This is a genomic window from Sphingobium sp. CFD-2, from assembly GCF_024611135.1.
In the GTDB taxonomy this organism is placed as follows: domain Bacteria; phylum Pseudomonadota; class Alphaproteobacteria; order Sphingomonadales; family Sphingomonadaceae; genus Sphingobium; species Sphingobium fuliginis.
Map to the genome: position 1 here is coordinate 1,102,752 of NZ_CP084405.1, position 14,612 is coordinate 1,117,363.

At 64.7% G+C, this 14,612-nt stretch carries 18 protein-coding genes; 6 read left to right on the forward strand and 12 right to left on the reverse strand.

Annotation, left to right across the window (positions count from 1 at the left end; all coding sequences use genetic code 11):
- Positions 1–60: 60 nt before the first annotated feature.
- Positions 61–432, forward strand: coding sequence for a phosphoribosyl-AMP cyclohydrolase (hisI, locus tag LDB29_RS05170; protein ID WP_257556359.1), 372 nt, complete (start codon positions 61–63; stop codon positions 430–432).
- Complete coding sequence (locus tag LDB29_RS05175) at positions 419–952, forward strand: hypothetical protein (RefSeq protein ID WP_025549827.1); 534 nt, start codon at positions 419–421, stop codon at positions 950–952. Before hisI ends, LDB29_RS05175 begins: the two co-directional genes overlap by 14 nt.
- A 56-nt stretch (positions 953–1,008) precedes the next feature.
- Here LDB29_RS05175 and LDB29_RS05180 read toward each other — a convergent pair whose 3' ends face one another.
- The 4 genes from LDB29_RS05180 to LDB29_RS05195 all read right to left on the reverse strand — a co-directional run bounded on the left by LDB29_RS05180 (position 1,009) and on the right by LDB29_RS05195 (position 6,294).
- The gene (locus LDB29_RS05180) at positions 1,009–2,205 is read right to left on the reverse strand and encodes an MFS transporter (RefSeq protein ID WP_025549826.1); all 1,197 of its coding nucleotides are present in this window, start codon (positions 2,203–2,205) and stop codon (positions 1,009–1,011) included.
- A 116-nt stretch (positions 2,206–2,321) separates the two neighbouring features.
- Positions 2,322–2,999 (reverse strand): L,D-transpeptidase family protein, encoded by a 678-nt coding sequence (locus LDB29_RS05185; RefSeq protein ID WP_025549825.1) that lies wholly within the window; start codon positions 2,997–2,999, stop codon positions 2,322–2,324.
- Positions 3,000–3,092: 93 nt separating this feature from the next.
- Positions 3,093–5,360 (reverse strand): NADP-dependent malic enzyme, encoded by a 2,268-nt coding sequence (locus tag LDB29_RS05190; protein ID WP_025549824.1) that lies wholly within the window; start codon positions 5,358–5,360, stop codon positions 3,093–3,095.
- Positions 5,361–5,370: 10 nt separating this feature from the next.
- Positions 5,371–6,294 (reverse strand): LysR family transcriptional regulator, encoded by a 924-nt coding sequence (locus tag LDB29_RS05195; protein ID WP_025549823.1) that lies wholly within the window; start codon positions 6,292–6,294, stop codon positions 5,371–5,373.
- 92 nt (positions 6,295–6,386) lie between these two features.
- Between LDB29_RS05195 and LDB29_RS05200 the strand changes: the two genes are divergently transcribed.
- Entirely contained in the window at positions 6,387–8,483 is a 2,097-nt protein-coding gene (locus LDB29_RS05200) for a malate synthase G (RefSeq protein WP_257556375.1), read from the forward strand.
- Between the two features lie 159 nt (positions 8,484–8,642).
- Complete coding sequence (locus tag LDB29_RS05205; protein ID WP_099185790.1) at positions 8,643–9,581, forward strand: glutaminase; 939 nt, start codon at positions 8,643–8,645, stop codon at positions 9,579–9,581.
- Here LDB29_RS05205 and LDB29_RS05210 read toward each other — a convergent pair.
- Positions 9,578–11,362, reverse strand: a complete 1,785-nt coding sequence (locus tag LDB29_RS05210) for a cation:proton antiporter (protein ID WP_044662091.1) — start codon at positions 11,360–11,362, stop codon at positions 9,578–9,580. The genes LDB29_RS05205 and LDB29_RS05210 overlap by 4 nt on opposite strands.
- Positions 11,363–11,594: 232 nt before the next feature.
- On the opposite strand from LDB29_RS05210, the gene LDB29_RS29370 reads away from it, so the two are divergent.
- Both LDB29_RS29370 and LDB29_RS05215 read left to right on the forward strand, forming a co-directional pair.
- Positions 11,595–12,131: a GIY-YIG nuclease family protein gene (locus tag LDB29_RS29370; protein ID WP_373886334.1), complete on the forward strand. Its 537-nt coding sequence runs from the start codon at positions 11,595–11,597 to the stop codon at positions 12,129–12,131.
- A gap of 11 nt (positions 12,132–12,142) precedes the next feature.
- Entirely contained in the window at positions 12,143–12,271 is a 129-nt protein-coding gene (locus LDB29_RS05215; RefSeq protein WP_257556380.1) for a hypothetical protein, read from the forward strand.
- On the opposite strand, the gene LDB29_RS05220 is transcribed toward LDB29_RS05215, so the two are convergent.
- The 7 genes from LDB29_RS05220 to LDB29_RS05250 all read right to left on the reverse strand — a co-directional run bounded on the left by LDB29_RS05220 (position 12,268) and on the right by LDB29_RS05250 (position 14,573).
- Positions 12,268–12,669 carry an HIRAN domain-containing protein gene (locus LDB29_RS05220; protein ID WP_257556381.1) on the reverse strand — a complete coding sequence of 134 codons (402 nt, stop codon included), beginning with the start codon at positions 12,667–12,669 and terminating at the stop codon, positions 12,268–12,270. The genes LDB29_RS05215 and LDB29_RS05220 overlap by 4 nt on opposite strands.
- 6 nt (positions 12,670–12,675) lie before the next feature.
- Positions 12,676–12,846 carry a hypothetical protein gene (locus LDB29_RS05225; protein WP_257556383.1) on the reverse strand — a complete coding sequence of 57 codons (171 nt, stop codon included), beginning with the start codon at positions 12,844–12,846 and terminating at the stop codon, positions 12,676–12,678.
- Positions 12,847–12,907: 61 nt separating this feature from the next.
- Positions 12,908–13,288: a hypothetical protein gene (locus tag LDB29_RS05230; protein WP_257556385.1), complete on the reverse strand. Its 381-nt coding sequence runs from the start codon at positions 13,286–13,288 to the stop codon at positions 12,908–12,910.
- Complete coding sequence (locus LDB29_RS05235; RefSeq protein WP_257556387.1) at positions 13,248–13,427, reverse strand: hypothetical protein; 180 nt, start codon at positions 13,425–13,427, stop codon at positions 13,248–13,250. Before LDB29_RS05235 ends, LDB29_RS05230 begins: the two co-directional genes overlap by 41 nt.
- On the reverse strand, positions 13,424–14,002 hold the full coding sequence (locus tag LDB29_RS05240) for a lysozyme (RefSeq protein WP_257556389.1): 579 nt from the start codon (positions 14,000–14,002) through the stop codon (positions 13,424–13,426). The genes LDB29_RS05235 and LDB29_RS05240 overlap by 4 nt, the downstream gene beginning before the upstream one ends.
- Complete coding sequence (locus LDB29_RS05245) at positions 13,989–14,225, reverse strand: hypothetical protein (protein ID WP_257556391.1); 237 nt, start codon at positions 14,223–14,225, stop codon at positions 13,989–13,991. Before LDB29_RS05245 ends, LDB29_RS05240 begins: the two co-directional genes overlap by 14 nt.
- Before the next feature lie 42 nt (positions 14,226–14,267).
- A complete protein-coding gene (locus LDB29_RS05250; protein WP_257556393.1) occupies positions 14,268–14,573 on the reverse strand; it encodes a phage holin family protein in 306 nt (101 codons plus the stop codon).
- Positions 14,574–14,612 lie beyond the last annotated feature (39 nt).

Below are 14,612 nucleotides of genomic sequence, written 5' to 3' on the forward strand. Positions count from 1 at the left end.
CGACGGCTCTTCATCATTCAGGGCTTCGCATGAGCGCCACCGCCCTCTATAGCCGCCTTCATGGACGAAGCACGTGACCGGGGCCTGACCCTCAATCCCAAATATGACAAGGACGGCCTGATCACAGCCGTCGTGACCGATGTGGACAGCGGGGAACTGCTGATGGTCGCGAATATGAATGCGGAGGCGCTTCGGCTTACCCGCGATACCGGCCTTGCGCATTTCTGGTCGCGCAGCCGCCAGTCGCTCTGGAAGAAGGGCGAGACGTCCGGCCATATGTTGCAGGTGCGCGATCTTCGCATCGATTGCGATCAGGACGCTGTCTGGGTGAAGGCTCTACCCGCCGGTCCCACCTGTCACACCGGCGCGCGCTCCTGCTTCTTCCGCCGCATCGGCCCGGAAGGCCTGACAGCTGTCGATGCGGCCGACTAGCCTTGCCGCATTGCTGTTGCTCGCGGCGTGCCAGCGTGAGGCTGCGCCCACGCAGGGGCCGCGCGAAACCGGCATGCAGATCAGTTCCGGCCTCGAACGCGCAGCGATCGAAACCGGCGTGATCGCTGATGCGGCCAAGGTGCCTGCCATCGGCCTCTACCAGCGCAATCACGAAGCCGGTCGCGATGCGCTTTGCGTGATCCCGGCCAAAAACGGTGACTATCGCTTCGGCCTGGAGGCGACCTTCGGGGAGGATCAGAGCTGTGCGGGCAGGGGCTCCGCGCGGCCAGCGGGCGACAAGCTGATCCTCAGCTTCTCCCATAGCGATCATTGCATCGTGGTGGCCCAATATGACGGCGATCAACTATCGCTGCCGGGCGTTGTCGACATGAATTGCGCGAATGTCTGCAAGGGAAGGGGCTCCCTCGAAGGCGTCAGCTTCCCCCGCGTGGCGAGCGACGCCGCATCGGCTTTCCAGGCCCGCGACAGTGGTGGCGGGCTGCTATGCGAGTCGGACTAGACGCTTCGGACCCTGTCATGCTCCGGCGAACGGCGGAACGCGGGATGTTGAAGGACTTACTCGCAGGCTACCGCCGCCAAGCGCAAGGACCTTTGGCGCAGGTTCAAGGCCAGCAGGAAGACCGCCAAGCCACCCAAGGCCAATCCCGCGCCGATCCACCCGGTCGATGTCAGGCCGTAGCCGGCCGAGATCGCGAGCCCGCCAAGCCATGGTCCCAGCGCATTGGCGACATTGAAGGCGCCGTTATGCGCCGCCGCCGCCAGCGTCTGCGCATCGCCCGCCACGTCCATCAGCCGGGTCTGCAACACGCTGCCCAGGCCCCCGCCGCAGCCGATCAGGAAGATCACCAGCGACAGGCTCCAGATATTGCCGGCCATCAGCGGGAACAACGCCAGCGACGCCGCGCTCCACAGCAGCACGCCGATAGCGGTCCGATTCGGCGCCCGGTCCGCTGCCGATGCCGCAACCAGATTGCCGATCGTCAGGCCTATGCCGAAGATCGCCAGCACCACCGGCACCAACTCCTCGGACACATGGGTCACGGAAATCATCGTCGAGGCGACATAGGTGTAAACCGCGAACAGGCCGCCGAAGCCGATAGCGCCGGTCAGCAGCGTCAGCAGCACCTGCGGTTCGCGCAACGCGCCCAGTTCGCGCATCGGGCTGGCCTCCGGATCGCCGGCGTCGCGCGGCGCATAGATCGCCACCAGCGTCACCGTGATCACCGCCAGCAACGCCACGATGCCAAAGCCCCAGCGCCACCCCAGCGCCTGCCCCGTCCAGTTCGCCACCGGCACGCCGACGACGGTGGCGACCGTCAGGCCCGTCATCACCTGCGCCACCGCCAGCGCGCGCCGGTCATTCGGCACCAGGGACGCCGCCACCAGCGCCGCGACGCCGAAATAGGCGCCATGGGGCAGACCGCTCAGGAAGCGGAACAACAGCATGGTCGTATAGTCGGGCGACAGGGCGCTGAGCGCATTGCCTATCGCGAACCATGCCATCAGCCCGATCAGCAGCTTCCGCCGGGGCAGCCGCGCGCCCAGCACGGCGATCAGCGGTGCGCCCACCACCACGCCCAGCGCATAGGCGCTGATGGCATGGCCCGCCATGGGTTCGCTGATACGCAGATCGCCCGCGAAAAAGGGCAGCAGGCTCATCGCCGCGAATTCGGTCGTGCCGATGGCGAAGGCGCCCATGGAGAGCGCGAGAATGACGAGAGCGGGGTGAACCGCGCGGCTGGCCTGCGCCATCGGTTGCTCCATGTTGCGATGCGATAGGAATGCCGTCCGCACATGATAGAGTTGCGGATTGAAATCAAGTTATGTTCACATGACTTTATTGCAATTACGCCAATAAGTTGCGCAACTCACATGGCTTGTCGGGCCTGGCTGGTGTCCAGCATCCTGCCATTGGTGATGACGACCAGGTCGCCCACCTTGGTCACGCCGAACAGCTTTTTCGCGAACGGCTTTGGCACGCCGATGCAGCCATGGGTGGCATTGCCCCACTGGACGTCGCTGCCGTGGATCGCCACGCCGTCGCTGGTCAGGCGCAGCGTGTAGGGCATGGGCGCGTTGTTGTAGGTCCGCGAATAATGATCGGCGTCCTTTTCCGTGATCGGGAACGCGCCAAGGGGACTGGGCTTGTCGTCCGCGCCATAGAGGATGACCGCCGATCCGATCTCATAACCGGCGCGGAATACCGACAATGTCTGCGCCTTGAGGTCAACGGTGATGATGACCCGTCCGGTCGCCGGCGCGCCGCTTTCGTCCCAGACATAATCGCCATGGCGGAAGGGGCCTTCGATGGGGAGCACCCGCCTGACCATCAGGGCGTGCGGATCGACCGCGAGGGGCTGGGCGCGGGTGCGCTCGACCTGTGGGGATGACCTGGCCGGCTTCGGCGCTTCACTCCTTTGAGCGCTTGTCCTGCCCTGCGGAGGGAGATCGCGCCCGCGGCCGAACGACAGGCCCAGCAACAGCATCACCGCCGCCGCACCGCCGCCGATCGCCAGCTTCACCCGCGTCGAAACCCGTCCCGCCATGAACCGTCCGTTACCTCAGATCGTCGTCATCCGCGCGGAGGCGGGGATGACGACCAGTAGCAGCCCAAGCCATTGCAGAAAAAGGTTAAGGCTTCAGCCTTCCCGTTCCACCTCCGCCGCGGCTATGGCGGTAAGGTTCAGGATGCCGCGCGCCGTCACGCCGGGCGTCAGCACATGGATCGGCTGCGCCAGACCGACCAGCATCGGCCCGACCGTGGGCGAACTGGAGGAAGCCGACAACGCCGTCAGCGTGATGTTCGCCGCGTCGAGATTGGGCATGACCAGCAGGTTGGCCGGCCCCTCGAACCGCGAATCCGGGATCAGCCGCTCGCGCAATCCCTGGCTGAGCGCTGCATCGGCATGCATCTCGCCATCGACCATCAGTTCCGGCGCGGCCTTCTTCACCAGCTTGAGCGCCTCCCGCATCTTGCGGGCGCTGGGGGAATGGGACGCGCCGAAATTGGAATGCGACAGCAGCGCCACGCGCGGCGTCAGCCCGAAATGCTTGAGTTCAGTCGCGCCGAGCAGCGCCATTTCCGCAATCTGGTCGGGCGTGGGATCGGGCACCATATGGGTGTCGGTGATGAACAGCGCGCCCGCGTCCAGGATAAGGCCGGAAAGCGCATAGACCCGGCTGTTGCCCGGGGTGCGGTCGATGATGCGCAGCACATGCTCGACCTCGCCCCAATATTCGCTGTTGCCGCCCACCAGCGCCGCATCGACCCGTCCGGTGCGCAGCAGCATGGCCGCGGTGACGCTGGGCCGGCGGTAGACATGGCGCACGACCTCTGCCGAGGAAACGCCGCGCCGCGCGGCGACGGCGCGATACGCCTCGACCAGTTCGCCCATCAGCAGATGGTCCGTTTCGGGATCGACCACCTCGACATCGCGATCCAGCGCGAAGCTGAGGCCGAGGTCGGGCAGTTTCTGGTTCAATATGCGCCGGCGCGCCACGATGATCGGGCGGACGATGCCTTCGTCCAGCGCATCCTGAATGGCGCGCAGCACGCGCTCATCCTCGCCCTCGCCATAGGCGATGCGCCGCTGCGTTCCCCGCGCTGCCTCGAACACCGGCAGCATCAACTGGGCCGACCGCGTATTCTGCTGCGTGAGCTGTCGCTTATAGGCTTCCAGGTCGAGCTGCCGCTTGGCGACGCCGCTGTCCATGGCCGCCTTTGCCACGGCGCAGGCGATCTCCGCGATCAGGCGCGGGTCGAAGGGGGTGGGGATGATATAGTCCGGCCCGAACACCAGCTTGCGCCCGCCATAGGCCTGGGCGACGCTGTCATGGGCGGGCATGCGGGCGAGATTGGCGATGGCGTCGGCGGCGGCGACCTTCATCGCCTCGTTGATCTCGGTCGCCCGCGCATCCAGCGCGCCCCGGAAGATATAGGGGAAGCACAGGACGTTGTTGACCTGATTGGGATAATCCGACCGCCCAGTGGCGATGATCGCGTCGGGCCGCGCCTCCCGCGCCACTTCGGGGCGGATTTCCGGCTCCGGATTGGCGAGCGCGAAGATCAGCGGATTGGGGGCCATCAGCGGCAGCCATTCGGGCTTCAGCACGCCGGGCGCGGAAAGGCCCAGGAACAGGTTCGCCCCCGGCAGCACGTCGGGCAGGGTCCGCGCATTGGTGGTGCGGGCATAGCGGGCCATGTTCGGCAACATGCCCTCGCGTTCCGAATGGATGACGCCGTCCTTGTCGGTCAGCGTGACATTTTCTTGTCGAAGGCCCATCGACACCAGCAGGTCGACGCAGGCCAGCGCCGCCGCGCCCGCGCCGGAGGTGACGAGCTTGGCATCCGCCAGCGTCTTGCCCTGCAACACCAGTGCATTGCGCACCGCCGCCGCTACCACGATGGCGGTGCCATGCTGGTCGTCGTGGAAGACCGGAATGTTCATCCGCTTCTTCAACTCCGCCTCTATGGCGAAGCATTCCGGCGCCTTGATGTCCTCCAGATTGATGCCGCCGAAGGTCGGTTCCAGCAGGGCGACGGCATCCACGAATTTCTCGGGATCGGTGGTGTCGACTTCGATGTCGAATACGTCGATGTCTGCGAATTTCTTGAAGAGGACAGCCTTGCCCTCCATCACCGGCTTGGAGGCCAGCGCGCCGATGGAGCCCAGGCCCAGCACTGCCGTTCCGTTGGAGATCACCGCGACCAGATTGCCCCGCGCGGTATAGTCCATCGCCTTTTCGGGATCTGCGGCAATGTCGACGCAGGGCGCGGCGACGCCGGGCGAATAGGCCAGCGCCAAGTCGCGCTGGTTGACCATGCGCTTGGTCGGTTCGATCCTCAGCTTTCCGGGTTGCGGATAGCGGTGATAGTCTAGGGCGGCGCGCCGGGTGTTTTCGTCCATGAAATGGCCCTTAAAGCCGCTTTTCCGCGCGGGCAATGCCCGACCGCTCCCATGGCGGGCTGGGGGCATATAGTCCGACAAGAAAATCAATGAAGGCGGTGATGGCGAGTGGCGGATTATTTTGTGGCAGATGAACGGCATAAAGGCCGACATCCGCCGATCCCTCATGATCCGGCATGATCTGCCGAATATCGCCCCGCTCCAGGGCGTCGCTCACGTCCCAGAGCGAGCGCAGGGCGACGCCTACCCCGGAAAGCGCCAGTTCCCGGACCATTTCGCTACTGTTGGTGCGGACATGGCTGTCGCCTTCGATCAGGACCGGGCCCCTGGGTCCGAGCAGGCGCCAGGGCAATTGTCCCTCCGCCGCCAGCAGGCGGTGCTTGCGAAGATCGGCGGCGGTCTGCGGCATGCCGAAGCGCGTCAGATAATCGGGGGCAGCGCATAGCACGCGCCGGTTGGTCGCCAGCCGATGAGCGGCAAGGCCCTGGCCTGGATCGGCCGTGATGCGGATGGCCAGGTCCGCGCGGGTCGCCAGCAGGTCGGCATAGTCGTCCGACAAATCTATCTGCATCCGGACCTTGGGGTGCGCCTCCAGAAACCGGCCCAGATAGGGTGCGACGTGCATGCGCCCGAAGGATGTCGGCGCGGATACCCGCAGCGTCCCTGTCGCCTCCGCCGAAGCGCCGGAGACGCGCCGCTCCGCCGCGTCCAGCGCGGCCATGATCGCGCGCAGGTCTTCATGCAGCCGTTCGCCGGCCGGAGTCAGCGCCAGCCGCCGCGTCGTCCGGTGGATCAGCCGGGTGCCCAGCCGATCCTCCAGCCGGACCAGCCGCTTCGACACCATGGCGGGCGAGACATGCAATCTTCGTCCCGCCGCCGCCATGCCGCCTTCGTCGACGATCGTCGCGAAAAGATCATAATCCGGGTCCATCATTTGTTTCACCAGAGGAAAATCTGAATTCGAATAATATCATCTACCGCGCATAATGCGCCCCGTCTATGGTCCCGCCCAAAGGAGACCATCCCATGACCAGCATGACCGATCGCGCGGGCCTCAAGGTCGCGCAGCAACTCGCCACCTTCATTGAGGAGCGCACGCTTCCCGGCACGGGCATCGATGCCGGTGCTTTCTGGCGTGGCGCCGCCGCGATCTTCGCGCAATTCGCGCCGGAAAATGCGGCGCTGCTGGCCAAGCGCGACGCGATCCAGGCGCAGATCGACGGCTGGCATCGGGAAAGGGCGGGCCAGCCTGTTGACGCTGCCGCCTATCAGGCATTCCTGCGCGACATCGGCTATCTCGTCCCCGAACCTGCGCCGTTTCAGATCGGCAGCGAAAATGTCGATGAGGAAATAGGGCGCCTCGCCGGACCGCAGCTGGTCGTTCCCATCCTCAACGCCCGTTTCCTGCTGAACGCCGCCAATGCGCGCTGGGGCAGCCTCTACGACGCGCTCTACGGCACCGACGCGATTCCCGGCGCGGCGGCCGGCAAGGGCTATGACGCGCAGCGCGGCGCGCAGGTCATCGCCTGGGCCAAGGCTTTCCTGGATGAAGCGATACCGCTCGCCAACGGCTCCTGGGCCAAGCTCGCCAGCGACGACATCCAGCTTGCCGATCCCGGCCAATATCTCGGACGGAGCGAGAAGGGCCGACTCTTCCGCCATAATGGCCTGCACATCGAAGTCGTCTTCGATCGCGCGCACCCCATCGGCAAGGACGATCCAGCGGGCATAGCCGACGTCATCCTCGAATCCGCGCTCACCACCATCTGCGATCTCGAGGACTCCGTCGCCGCCGTCGACGCGGAGGACAAGGTCGCCGCCTATTCCAACTGGCTCGGCCTGATGCAGGGCGACCTCACCGACACGTTCGAGAAGAACGGCGCCATGATGACCCGCGCCCTCAACCCCGACCGCGGCTATACCGCCCCCGACGGCGGCACCTTCAGCCTGCCGGGCCGCAGCCTGCTGTTCGTCCGCAATGTCGGCCATCTGATGACCACGCCCGCCGTCCTGCTCGCCAACGGGCAGGAAGCGCCCGAAGGCATTCTCGACGGCATCGTCACCACGCTGATCGCCCTGCATGATCTGAAGCGTGAAGGCGGCAACAGCCGCACCGGCAGCGTCTATATCGTCAAGCCGAAGATGCACGGCCCCGAAGAAGTCGGCTTCACCAACCGCCTGTTCGACGCCATCGAAGACCTTCTGGGTCTCAACCGCCACACCCTGAAGGTCGGCGTCATGGATGAGGAGCGCCGCACCTCCGCCAATCTGGCCGCCTGCATCGAGGCGGTGAGGAACCGCATCGTCTTCATCAACACCGGCTTCCTGGACCGCACCGGGGACGAGATGCACACATCGATGCGCGCCGGCCCGATGATCCGCAAGGGCGAGATGAAGACCAGCGACTGGATCGCGGCTTACGAGGACCGCAACGTCCAGATCGGCCTCGCCTGCGGCCTGTCGGGCCGCGCCCAGATCGGCAAGGGCATGTGGGCCGCGCCGGATCGCATGGCCGACATGCTGGACCAGAAGGTCGGCCATCCCAGGAGCGGCGCCAACACGGCCTGGGTTCCGTCCCCCACGGCGGCGACGCTGCACGCGACTCATTATCACCGCATCGACGTCTTCGCCCGCCAGGCGGAACGCAAGGCCGAGGCCATCGCACCCCTCGACAAGCTGCTGGCCATTCCGGTCGCGCAGCCGGGCCGCAACTGGTCGGAAGAGGAAATCGCCCAGGAACTGGACAATAACGCGCAAGGCATCCTTGGCTATGTCGTCCGCTGGATCGATCAGGGCGTCGGCTGCTCCAAGGTTCCCGACATCCATGACATCGGCCTGATGGAAGACCGCGCCACGCTGCGCATCTCCTCGCAGCATATGGCGAACTGGCTGCTTCACGGCGTCTGCACGGCGGAACAGGCCGACGCCGCCTTCACCCGCATGGCCGCCAAGGTCGATGCCCAGAATGCGGGCGACTCGCTCTACCGGCCGATGAGCGGCAACCCGGACAGCCTTGCCTGGCAGGCGGCCCGCGCCCTGGTCTTCGAGGGCGTGGCGCAGCCCAACGGCTATACCGAACCGCTGCTCCACAAATATCGGGCATTGGCCAAGGCGACGGCTTGAGGCTGTGGGATTGAGGCGGATGGCTCATCGTGCCGCCCGTCCTGCCAGCAGCACATAGCCCTTTTCAGAATTTCCTGCCCAGCTATGTTGGGCAGGAGCCGGCGGCGTTCTATCAAGTCATTTTCATCCAACCCTGCCTGGTGGGACGCCGATCTGTTCATGGACTTGCCCGCGATCATTGCCGACATCGTCGCTCATGCTGCGAGCCGGGAAGATCGCGGCACGGTCGCCAGCTATATTCCGGAACTGGCCAAGGTCGATCCCGGCCAGTTCGGCATCGCTGTCGCAACCGCCGATGGCCGGTTGATCGAGGGAGGCGACTGCGCCACCGGCTTTTCGATCCAGTCCATCTCCAAGGTGTTCGCCCTGACGCTCGCGCTCGGCAAGATAGGCGATCAGCTTTGGCAGCGGGTAGGGCGGGAACCGTCCGGCAACGCCTTCAATTCCATCATTCAGTTGGAGCAGGAACAGGGCATACCGCGAAATCCCTTCATCAACGCGGGCGCCGTCGTCGTCGCGGACGTCAATCTGGGCGGTCATCAACCCCGCGTCGCGATTGGAGAAATGCTGCGCTTCGTCCGCTATCTGGCGGGCGACGACGGCATCGCCATCAATGAAACCGTCGCGGCGTCGGAAACGGCGACCGGCTTTCGCAATATGGCGCTGGCCAATTACATGCGCGCCTTCGGCAATATCCGTCATTCGGTCGATCTGGTGCTTGGCACCTATTTTCACCAATGCGCGATCGAGATGAGTTGCCGTCAACTCGCACTTGCGGGCCGCTATCTGATGCTCGATGGCCGGCATCCCGAGGGGGGACGGGTCGTTTCATCCAGCCGGGCCAAGCGGATCAACGCCCTGATGTTGACCTGCGGCCATTATGACGCTTCGGGCGATTTCGCCTTCCGCGTCGGCATTCCCGGCAAGTCGGGGGTAGGCGGCGGCATATTGGCGATCGTGCCGGGTCGCGCGTCCATTGCCGTCTGGTCGCCTGGTCTGAACGAAAATGGCAATAGCCAGCTTGGCACGCTGGCGCTCGAAGAACTGGCCCATCGCACCGGCTGGTCGGTTTTCAGCCCACCGCAAGGTCCGTCCTAAGGCACCTCATCGGCCCGCAGCCGCCGCAGCTTGGGCGCGGTTTCGAGCTGCGCGGCATCCTTGATGCCCATGCGCAGATCCTCCCGCGTCTGGTGGATGGAGGCGATCACCGGTCCCATCGCCACGCCCAGGTCGACCAGCGCGGTCTCCGCCAGTTGGAGCGAACTTTCGAGCGTTTCCGGAACCGCATCGCTGGCCCCGGCGCGATAGAGCTGGGCCGCATGATCGGTGTCCCGTGCGCGCGCGATGATCGGCAGATCGGGCACCCATCCCCGCACACGCTTCGTCACCCGAACCGACAGGACAGGATCGTCCATCGTCAGGATCAGGGCCCGTGCATGGCCGAGACGAAGCTTGTCGAGCATTTCGGTGCGGGACACGTCGCCGAACAATATGGGATATCCTCCGCGCCGAGCTTCCGCGACGACGTCCGGGTCGGATTCCACGACGATGAAACGCTGTTTGTGCAGGTTGAGCAGGTCGCAGATCATGCGCCCCACGCGCCCGAAGCCGATTACGACGGCGGCCGCCTCGGCATGGTCTTCGTTGATTTCCGGCGCCTCTTCGCCCAGCGCCATTTCCAGCCGCCGCGCAATGTCATGTCCCAGCCGTGCGAGCAGCGGCGTGATGGTAAGGCCGATAGCGGTCACGATCTGCCAGAAAGCCGCGGTGGAAGGAAGGATCAACTGGGCCGCAGCGGCGGCGGACAATACGATCAATGTGGTTTCCGAAGGGCTGGACATCAGCACGCCGACTTCCAGCGCCACGCCCTTCCTCGCGCCCGACAGGTAGAGCAGGGCCGCGGTGACGATCGTCTTGGCAAGGACCACGCCCACCATCGCCAAAATGAGCGTAGGCCAGTTGGCCAGGATGACGCGCACGTCAAGGCCCATGCCGACGGTGATGAGGAAGACCCCGAGCGCCAGTCCCTTGAACGGCGCGGTCATGACCTCGACCTCGCCATGATAATCGGTTTCCGCGATCAGCAGCCCGGCGAGGAGCGCGCCGACGATCGGAGACAGGCCGGCGATCGAGGTCGCCATGCTGGATATGATGACGACCAGCAGGCTGGCGGCCAGGAACACCTCCGGGCTCTTGGTGCGGGCGGCCTGGCTGAAGATATGCGGCAGGCAGAGGCGGCCAAGGACCAGCATGATGGCGATGGTGATCCCGCTTTTGATCAGCGTGTCGGCCAGTTCGCCCCACGGGCCGTCCGGACTGGCAGCGACCGAGGGCGCAAGCGCGCCCAGCATGAAGATGATGGGGACGAGGGCCAGATCCTCGAAAAGCAGCATGGAAAAGGCCGCGCGGCCGACGGCGCTTTGCGTGCCCACCATCGGCAGCACCACGGCCGTGGACGACAGCGCCAGCGCAAGGCCCAGGCCGAAAGCGCCTGCCGGTGGCTGGCCCAGCAAGTAAAGGCCAAGTGCAATCAGCGTACCGCCGCCGATCAATTCTGCCGCGCCGACGCCGAATACTTGTGTCCGCATGGTCCAGAGACGACGAAAACTGAGTTCGAGTCCGATGGAAAAAAGCAGCAGGATGACGCCCAGTTCGGCAAAAGGCTCTATCGCCGCCCTGTTGGAAATGGTGACATGATAGAGCCAGGGATATTGGCCCACCAAAGCGCCCAATCCCGACGGCCCCACCGCCAGCCCGACGAGGATGAAGCCGATGACAGGGCTGATCCGCAGCCGCGCGAAGCCGGGGATGACGAGCCCCGCGGCCCCCAGGATGACGAGGGAATCGCTGAAGCTCTGTGGGTTGATCGCGCCGGCCATGACCGATCATCGCCACAAATGCAGCGGATATCCAGCGATAAGCGCTGGAAACCGGAAAAGATGCCGTGAAAGGCTGTGGTGCGGACGGCGGGACTTGAACCCGCATTCCCAGGGGGAGGCGGATTTTAAGTCCACAGCGGCGCCAATGTTTTCAACGCCCATTCCGGCATGTTCGGCATTTGTTGCCCTAAATCAGATCAATAGCTTACCCTTTTTATCGGAATGGAAATCGATGGCCAATGATACCGCAGATCGAGCTGCGTCCCTAGTCTATTTCATCCAGAGGGGTGAGGATGGGCCAATCAAGATTGGCTTCACCCGAAACCTGAAAAGGAGGCTCGGCGATTTTGCCGTGAGCATCCCAGAGCCTGTTCATCTGCGACTGGCAATTCGAGGATCAAGGGATGTCGAGCGGCACTATCACGCGACATTCGCTGCGCATCGAATTATGGGTGAATGGTTCAAACCCTCCAAAGAGATTTTGGATGCGATCAGATGTATGGCGCAGGAGGGACTGGATGCATCAATGCGACCTGGTCGCCGTGAGGTTAGGCCCGCATATCTTCGAGCGAAGAAATTGGCGGGTGGCAAGGTGGCATGGTTTTGGGAGATCCCAAGCTGGGCAAGGCCGCCAGCCGAGAGGCTAGGCCAGAAATGCCCCGTGGGATCAGAGGCATTGGGAAGCGATTTTTCAATTGCCGCCAAGCGTGCGAAATGTCTGAATGAGCAGCTTCGAGAATGGAGGAAAAGGGGCAGGTGTTTTAAATGAAGCGCTGCTGCTTGGCCACGCCGACCTGGGAAGCGGCGCTGGATGCGATGATCGCGGCGGCCGACGAGGTTGCCGGCACCATCAATCCCATCGATGCCTATGAGCTCGCTATCGACGCCCTGCTGAAAGAGGGCGCCTAGCCCGCTGCCCGTGCCGGAAAGATGTCGCAATATTCATCCACCGGCTCGCGCGGCGGCTCGATCCGGCGGCTTGGTGCAGGCTGGGGCAGCGATGGCGCACTGCCGTCGAACGTCGCCCGGGCAACAGCTCCAAAGCTATCCTCCCGCTCGAAGATCGCCCGCGCGATCGACACCAGTCCGGCGACCCGGTCGACCTGGGCGGGCAGCACATAGCCGATCTGGACGCCCCGCGGCGAATAGACGCCGACGATGCGCTTGCCGGCCCGCATCCCCGGTTCCCGCCGGAACTCCAGGCGCTCGCCGGGGCGGCAGGCCGCGATCTCCGCCCGGCGCCGCGCCGCGCGCCCGGTCGGAAGATCCGCGCCCACGATGGCGATCGAGGCAGGAGACGGCAGCATCGCCGCTCAGTATTTGCCCTTGCCGTGGTTCCACCAATCGGTATTCGCCCGATGGTGCAGGAAGTCGCCCTTCGGCTTGTCGCGCTGCGCCTTCTTGCGCTCCGAGCGGCTGATGTGGAAGAACGCGGCTACCGCCTTCTCCGCTGCTCTCGGGTCATCGTCATGTTCGTTGTCCATGGTGAGAACATAAACAGAACGCAGACCGATTCGCTAGGGGCGTGAAGGACCTCCGGGCAGTTCAGACGATCAGCTTGAACAGCTTCAGGATCGCAGTGGCGATCTTGCCGGCGGTGGTCGATTTGAAGTCGTTATAGAGGGACTGAACGAGCGCCCGCCCGATGTCCTCGATTTCGTTCAGCGCGACGGACAGGCCTTTGCCAGCCAGGAAGCTCGCGACCAGCGGCAGGGTGTTCGCCAGCACCGCCTCGAATTTCTGAGAGCCGGTCATTTCCTTTGAGGACATGGCCTCGATGTCGTTGGCGATAACCCCGCCGATCTCCGTCTGCTTGAGCAGCAGCACGGCCTTTGCGGCTTCGGTCGGGGCGATGACCAGGCCGGCCGCAGCCGCGGCCTTCAGTTCATTGAGCTTCGATTTCGAGATGATGCGAATTCCGAACATCGGTCTTCTCCTGCTGTTGATGGGATGAGCCGCCGCGCAGATCCTTCCAGATGACGGAGGCGACGATGGCGATGCAGCCGATCACGGCGCCCGCACCGACGAAGAAGCCGCCAGCGGCGGCGGCCAGGATCGCGGTCATGCGTCCTTCACGCATACGGCGCGCTCCCTTCCGCGGCGCGCGACCAGGCCGGGGACGATCTTCCCGCCCGCCTTTTTCCACATGAGGATGGCATCGCATGCCGGGCCGATCCGCCCCTCATTGAACAGCCGACGGGCGGTCGAGGTGCAATAGCGCGGGACGCCGACATTATAGGCGAGCGAAACGGCGGCGAAGCGCGCCCGGTCCCGGCCGGGGATGGTAAGTGCGAGGCCGGGCGTGCACTGCATCACGCCGCGGGCATGGACGACCAGTTCCTCTTCCAGCATGGTCGCGCACTGCTGTTCAGTGAACTGGTCGCCGATCTTGATCTTGCGCCCATGGTAACTGGTCAGGCCGTCGCATGCCGTCGGCACGCCGACCATATCGAGGTAGGCCCTCAGATACTGCTTGCCGCTGATATGGCGGACCGTCGCGGCGCCATCGGGCGTGATCTCCACGGCGACCTTGCGCCCGCTCTCCTCCGCCGGGACGTTGGTCAGCAGCAGGGCGGCAGTGACGGAGCCGACGATCGCCACCAGCCCGCCGCCCGCGGCCTGCTTCTTACTTGCGGGCATCGGGCGGCTCCTGCTTCGTCACGCGGGCGATCGTGACCAGCACAAAGATCGCCACGGGAGCAGCCGGCGCGACGAGGTCACGAAGGTCGGGCGGGATGCTCGCCAGGACCTGGTTGAGCGTCTCCGGGTTCGCCAGCAGATAGGCCCATACCGCCGTCGCCACCGCGCTGATCCGCACGGACGACATGCGCCACCACGAGCGCCATTCATCGATCGGCCGCATAGCCGTCTCCTTGCTTCGGTTGAAAATGAGGGTGAGTGGCCGTCAGGGACGGCGTCTCTTGAACCGTTCGAGGATATTGGCCCCGGCCGTGTCGATGAAGCGCGGCCCGAGATAGGAGAGTGCGCCGATCAGCCCAGCGGACACCGGGCCCGGCAGATCCCAATAGGTGCCGAGCGCGTTGCCGATCATGGCCATGCCGACCGCGATGAAGGTTTCCGGCAACATCTCCCGCCCCCAGAAGCGCCGCCGGCCCGCCTGGACCTCCTTGCTGTGAAACATCAGGCGGCCCACAATGCCAGGGGCCAGCCACCAGCCGTTATTTGCTGCTGCATCAGCCAGATCCTTCATGTCCAATGTCTTGCCCCCGAATTAGTGATTAAGTGAGAG

Excerpts from the sequence above, each read along its gene's own strand:
- LDB29_RS05235 (WP_257556387.1), bottom strand. The coding sequence starts at position 13,427 with ATGACCGCGATCCTGGCCGCCGCCGCTGGCGGCTTCTTCGTCGGTGCG.
- LDB29_RS05210 (WP_044662091.1), bottom strand. The coding sequence starts at position 11,362 with ATGGCCGGCGCGATCAACCCACAGAGCTTCAGCGATTCCCTCGTCATC.
- LDB29_RS05200 (WP_257556375.1), top strand. The coding sequence starts at position 6,387 with ATGACCAGCATGACCGATCGCGCGGGCCTCAAGGTCGCGCAGCAACTC.
- LDB29_RS05185 (WP_025549825.1), bottom strand. The coding sequence starts at position 2,999 with ATGGCGGGACGGGTTTCGACGCGGGTGAAGCTGGCGATCGGCGGCGGT.
- LDB29_RS05220 (WP_257556381.1), bottom strand. The coding sequence starts at position 12,669 with ATGCTGCCGTCTCCTGCCTCGATCGCCATCGTGGGCGCGGATCTTCCG.
- LDB29_RS05195 (WP_025549823.1), bottom strand. The coding sequence starts at position 6,294 with ATGATGGACCCGGATTATGATCTTTTCGCGACGATCGTCGACGAAGGC.
- LDB29_RS05175 (WP_025549827.1), top strand. The coding sequence starts at position 419 with ATGCGGCCGACTAGCCTTGCCGCATTGCTGTTGCTCGCGGCGTGCCAG.
- LDB29_RS05205 (WP_099185790.1), top strand. The coding sequence starts at position 8,643 with ATGGACTTGCCCGCGATCATTGCCGACATCGTCGCTCATGCTGCGAGC.
- LDB29_RS05250 (WP_257556393.1), bottom strand. The coding sequence starts at position 14,573 with ATGAAGGATCTGGCTGATGCAGCAGCAAATAACGGCTGGTGGCTGGCC.
- LDB29_RS05180 (WP_025549826.1), bottom strand. The coding sequence starts at position 2,205 with ATGGCGCAGGCCAGCCGCGCGGTTCACCCCGCTCTCGTCATTCTCGCG.
- LDB29_RS05230 (WP_257556385.1), bottom strand. The coding sequence starts at position 13,288 with ATGTTCGGAATTCGCATCATCTCGAAATCGAAGCTCAATGAACTGAAG.
- LDB29_RS29370 (WP_373886334.1), top strand. The coding sequence starts at position 11,595 with ATGGCCAATGATACCGCAGATCGAGCTGCGTCCCTAGTCTATTTCATC.
- LDB29_RS05190 (WP_025549824.1), bottom strand. The coding sequence starts at position 5,360 with ATGGACGAAAACACCCGGCGCGCCGCCCTAGACTATCACCGCTATCCG.
- LDB29_RS05245 (WP_257556391.1), bottom strand. The coding sequence starts at position 14,225 with ATGCGGCCGATCGATGAATGGCGCTCGTGGTGGCGCATGTCGTCCGTG.
- LDB29_RS05225 (WP_257556383.1), bottom strand. The coding sequence starts at position 12,846 with ATGGACAACGAACATGACGATGACCCGAGAGCAGCGGAGAAGGCGGTA.
- hisI (WP_257556359.1), top strand. The coding sequence starts at position 61 with ATGGACGAAGCACGTGACCGGGGCCTGACCCTCAATCCCAAATATGAC.
- LDB29_RS05240 (WP_257556389.1), bottom strand. The coding sequence starts at position 14,002 with ATGCCCGCAAGTAAGAAGCAGGCCGCGGGCGGCGGGCTGGTGGCGATC.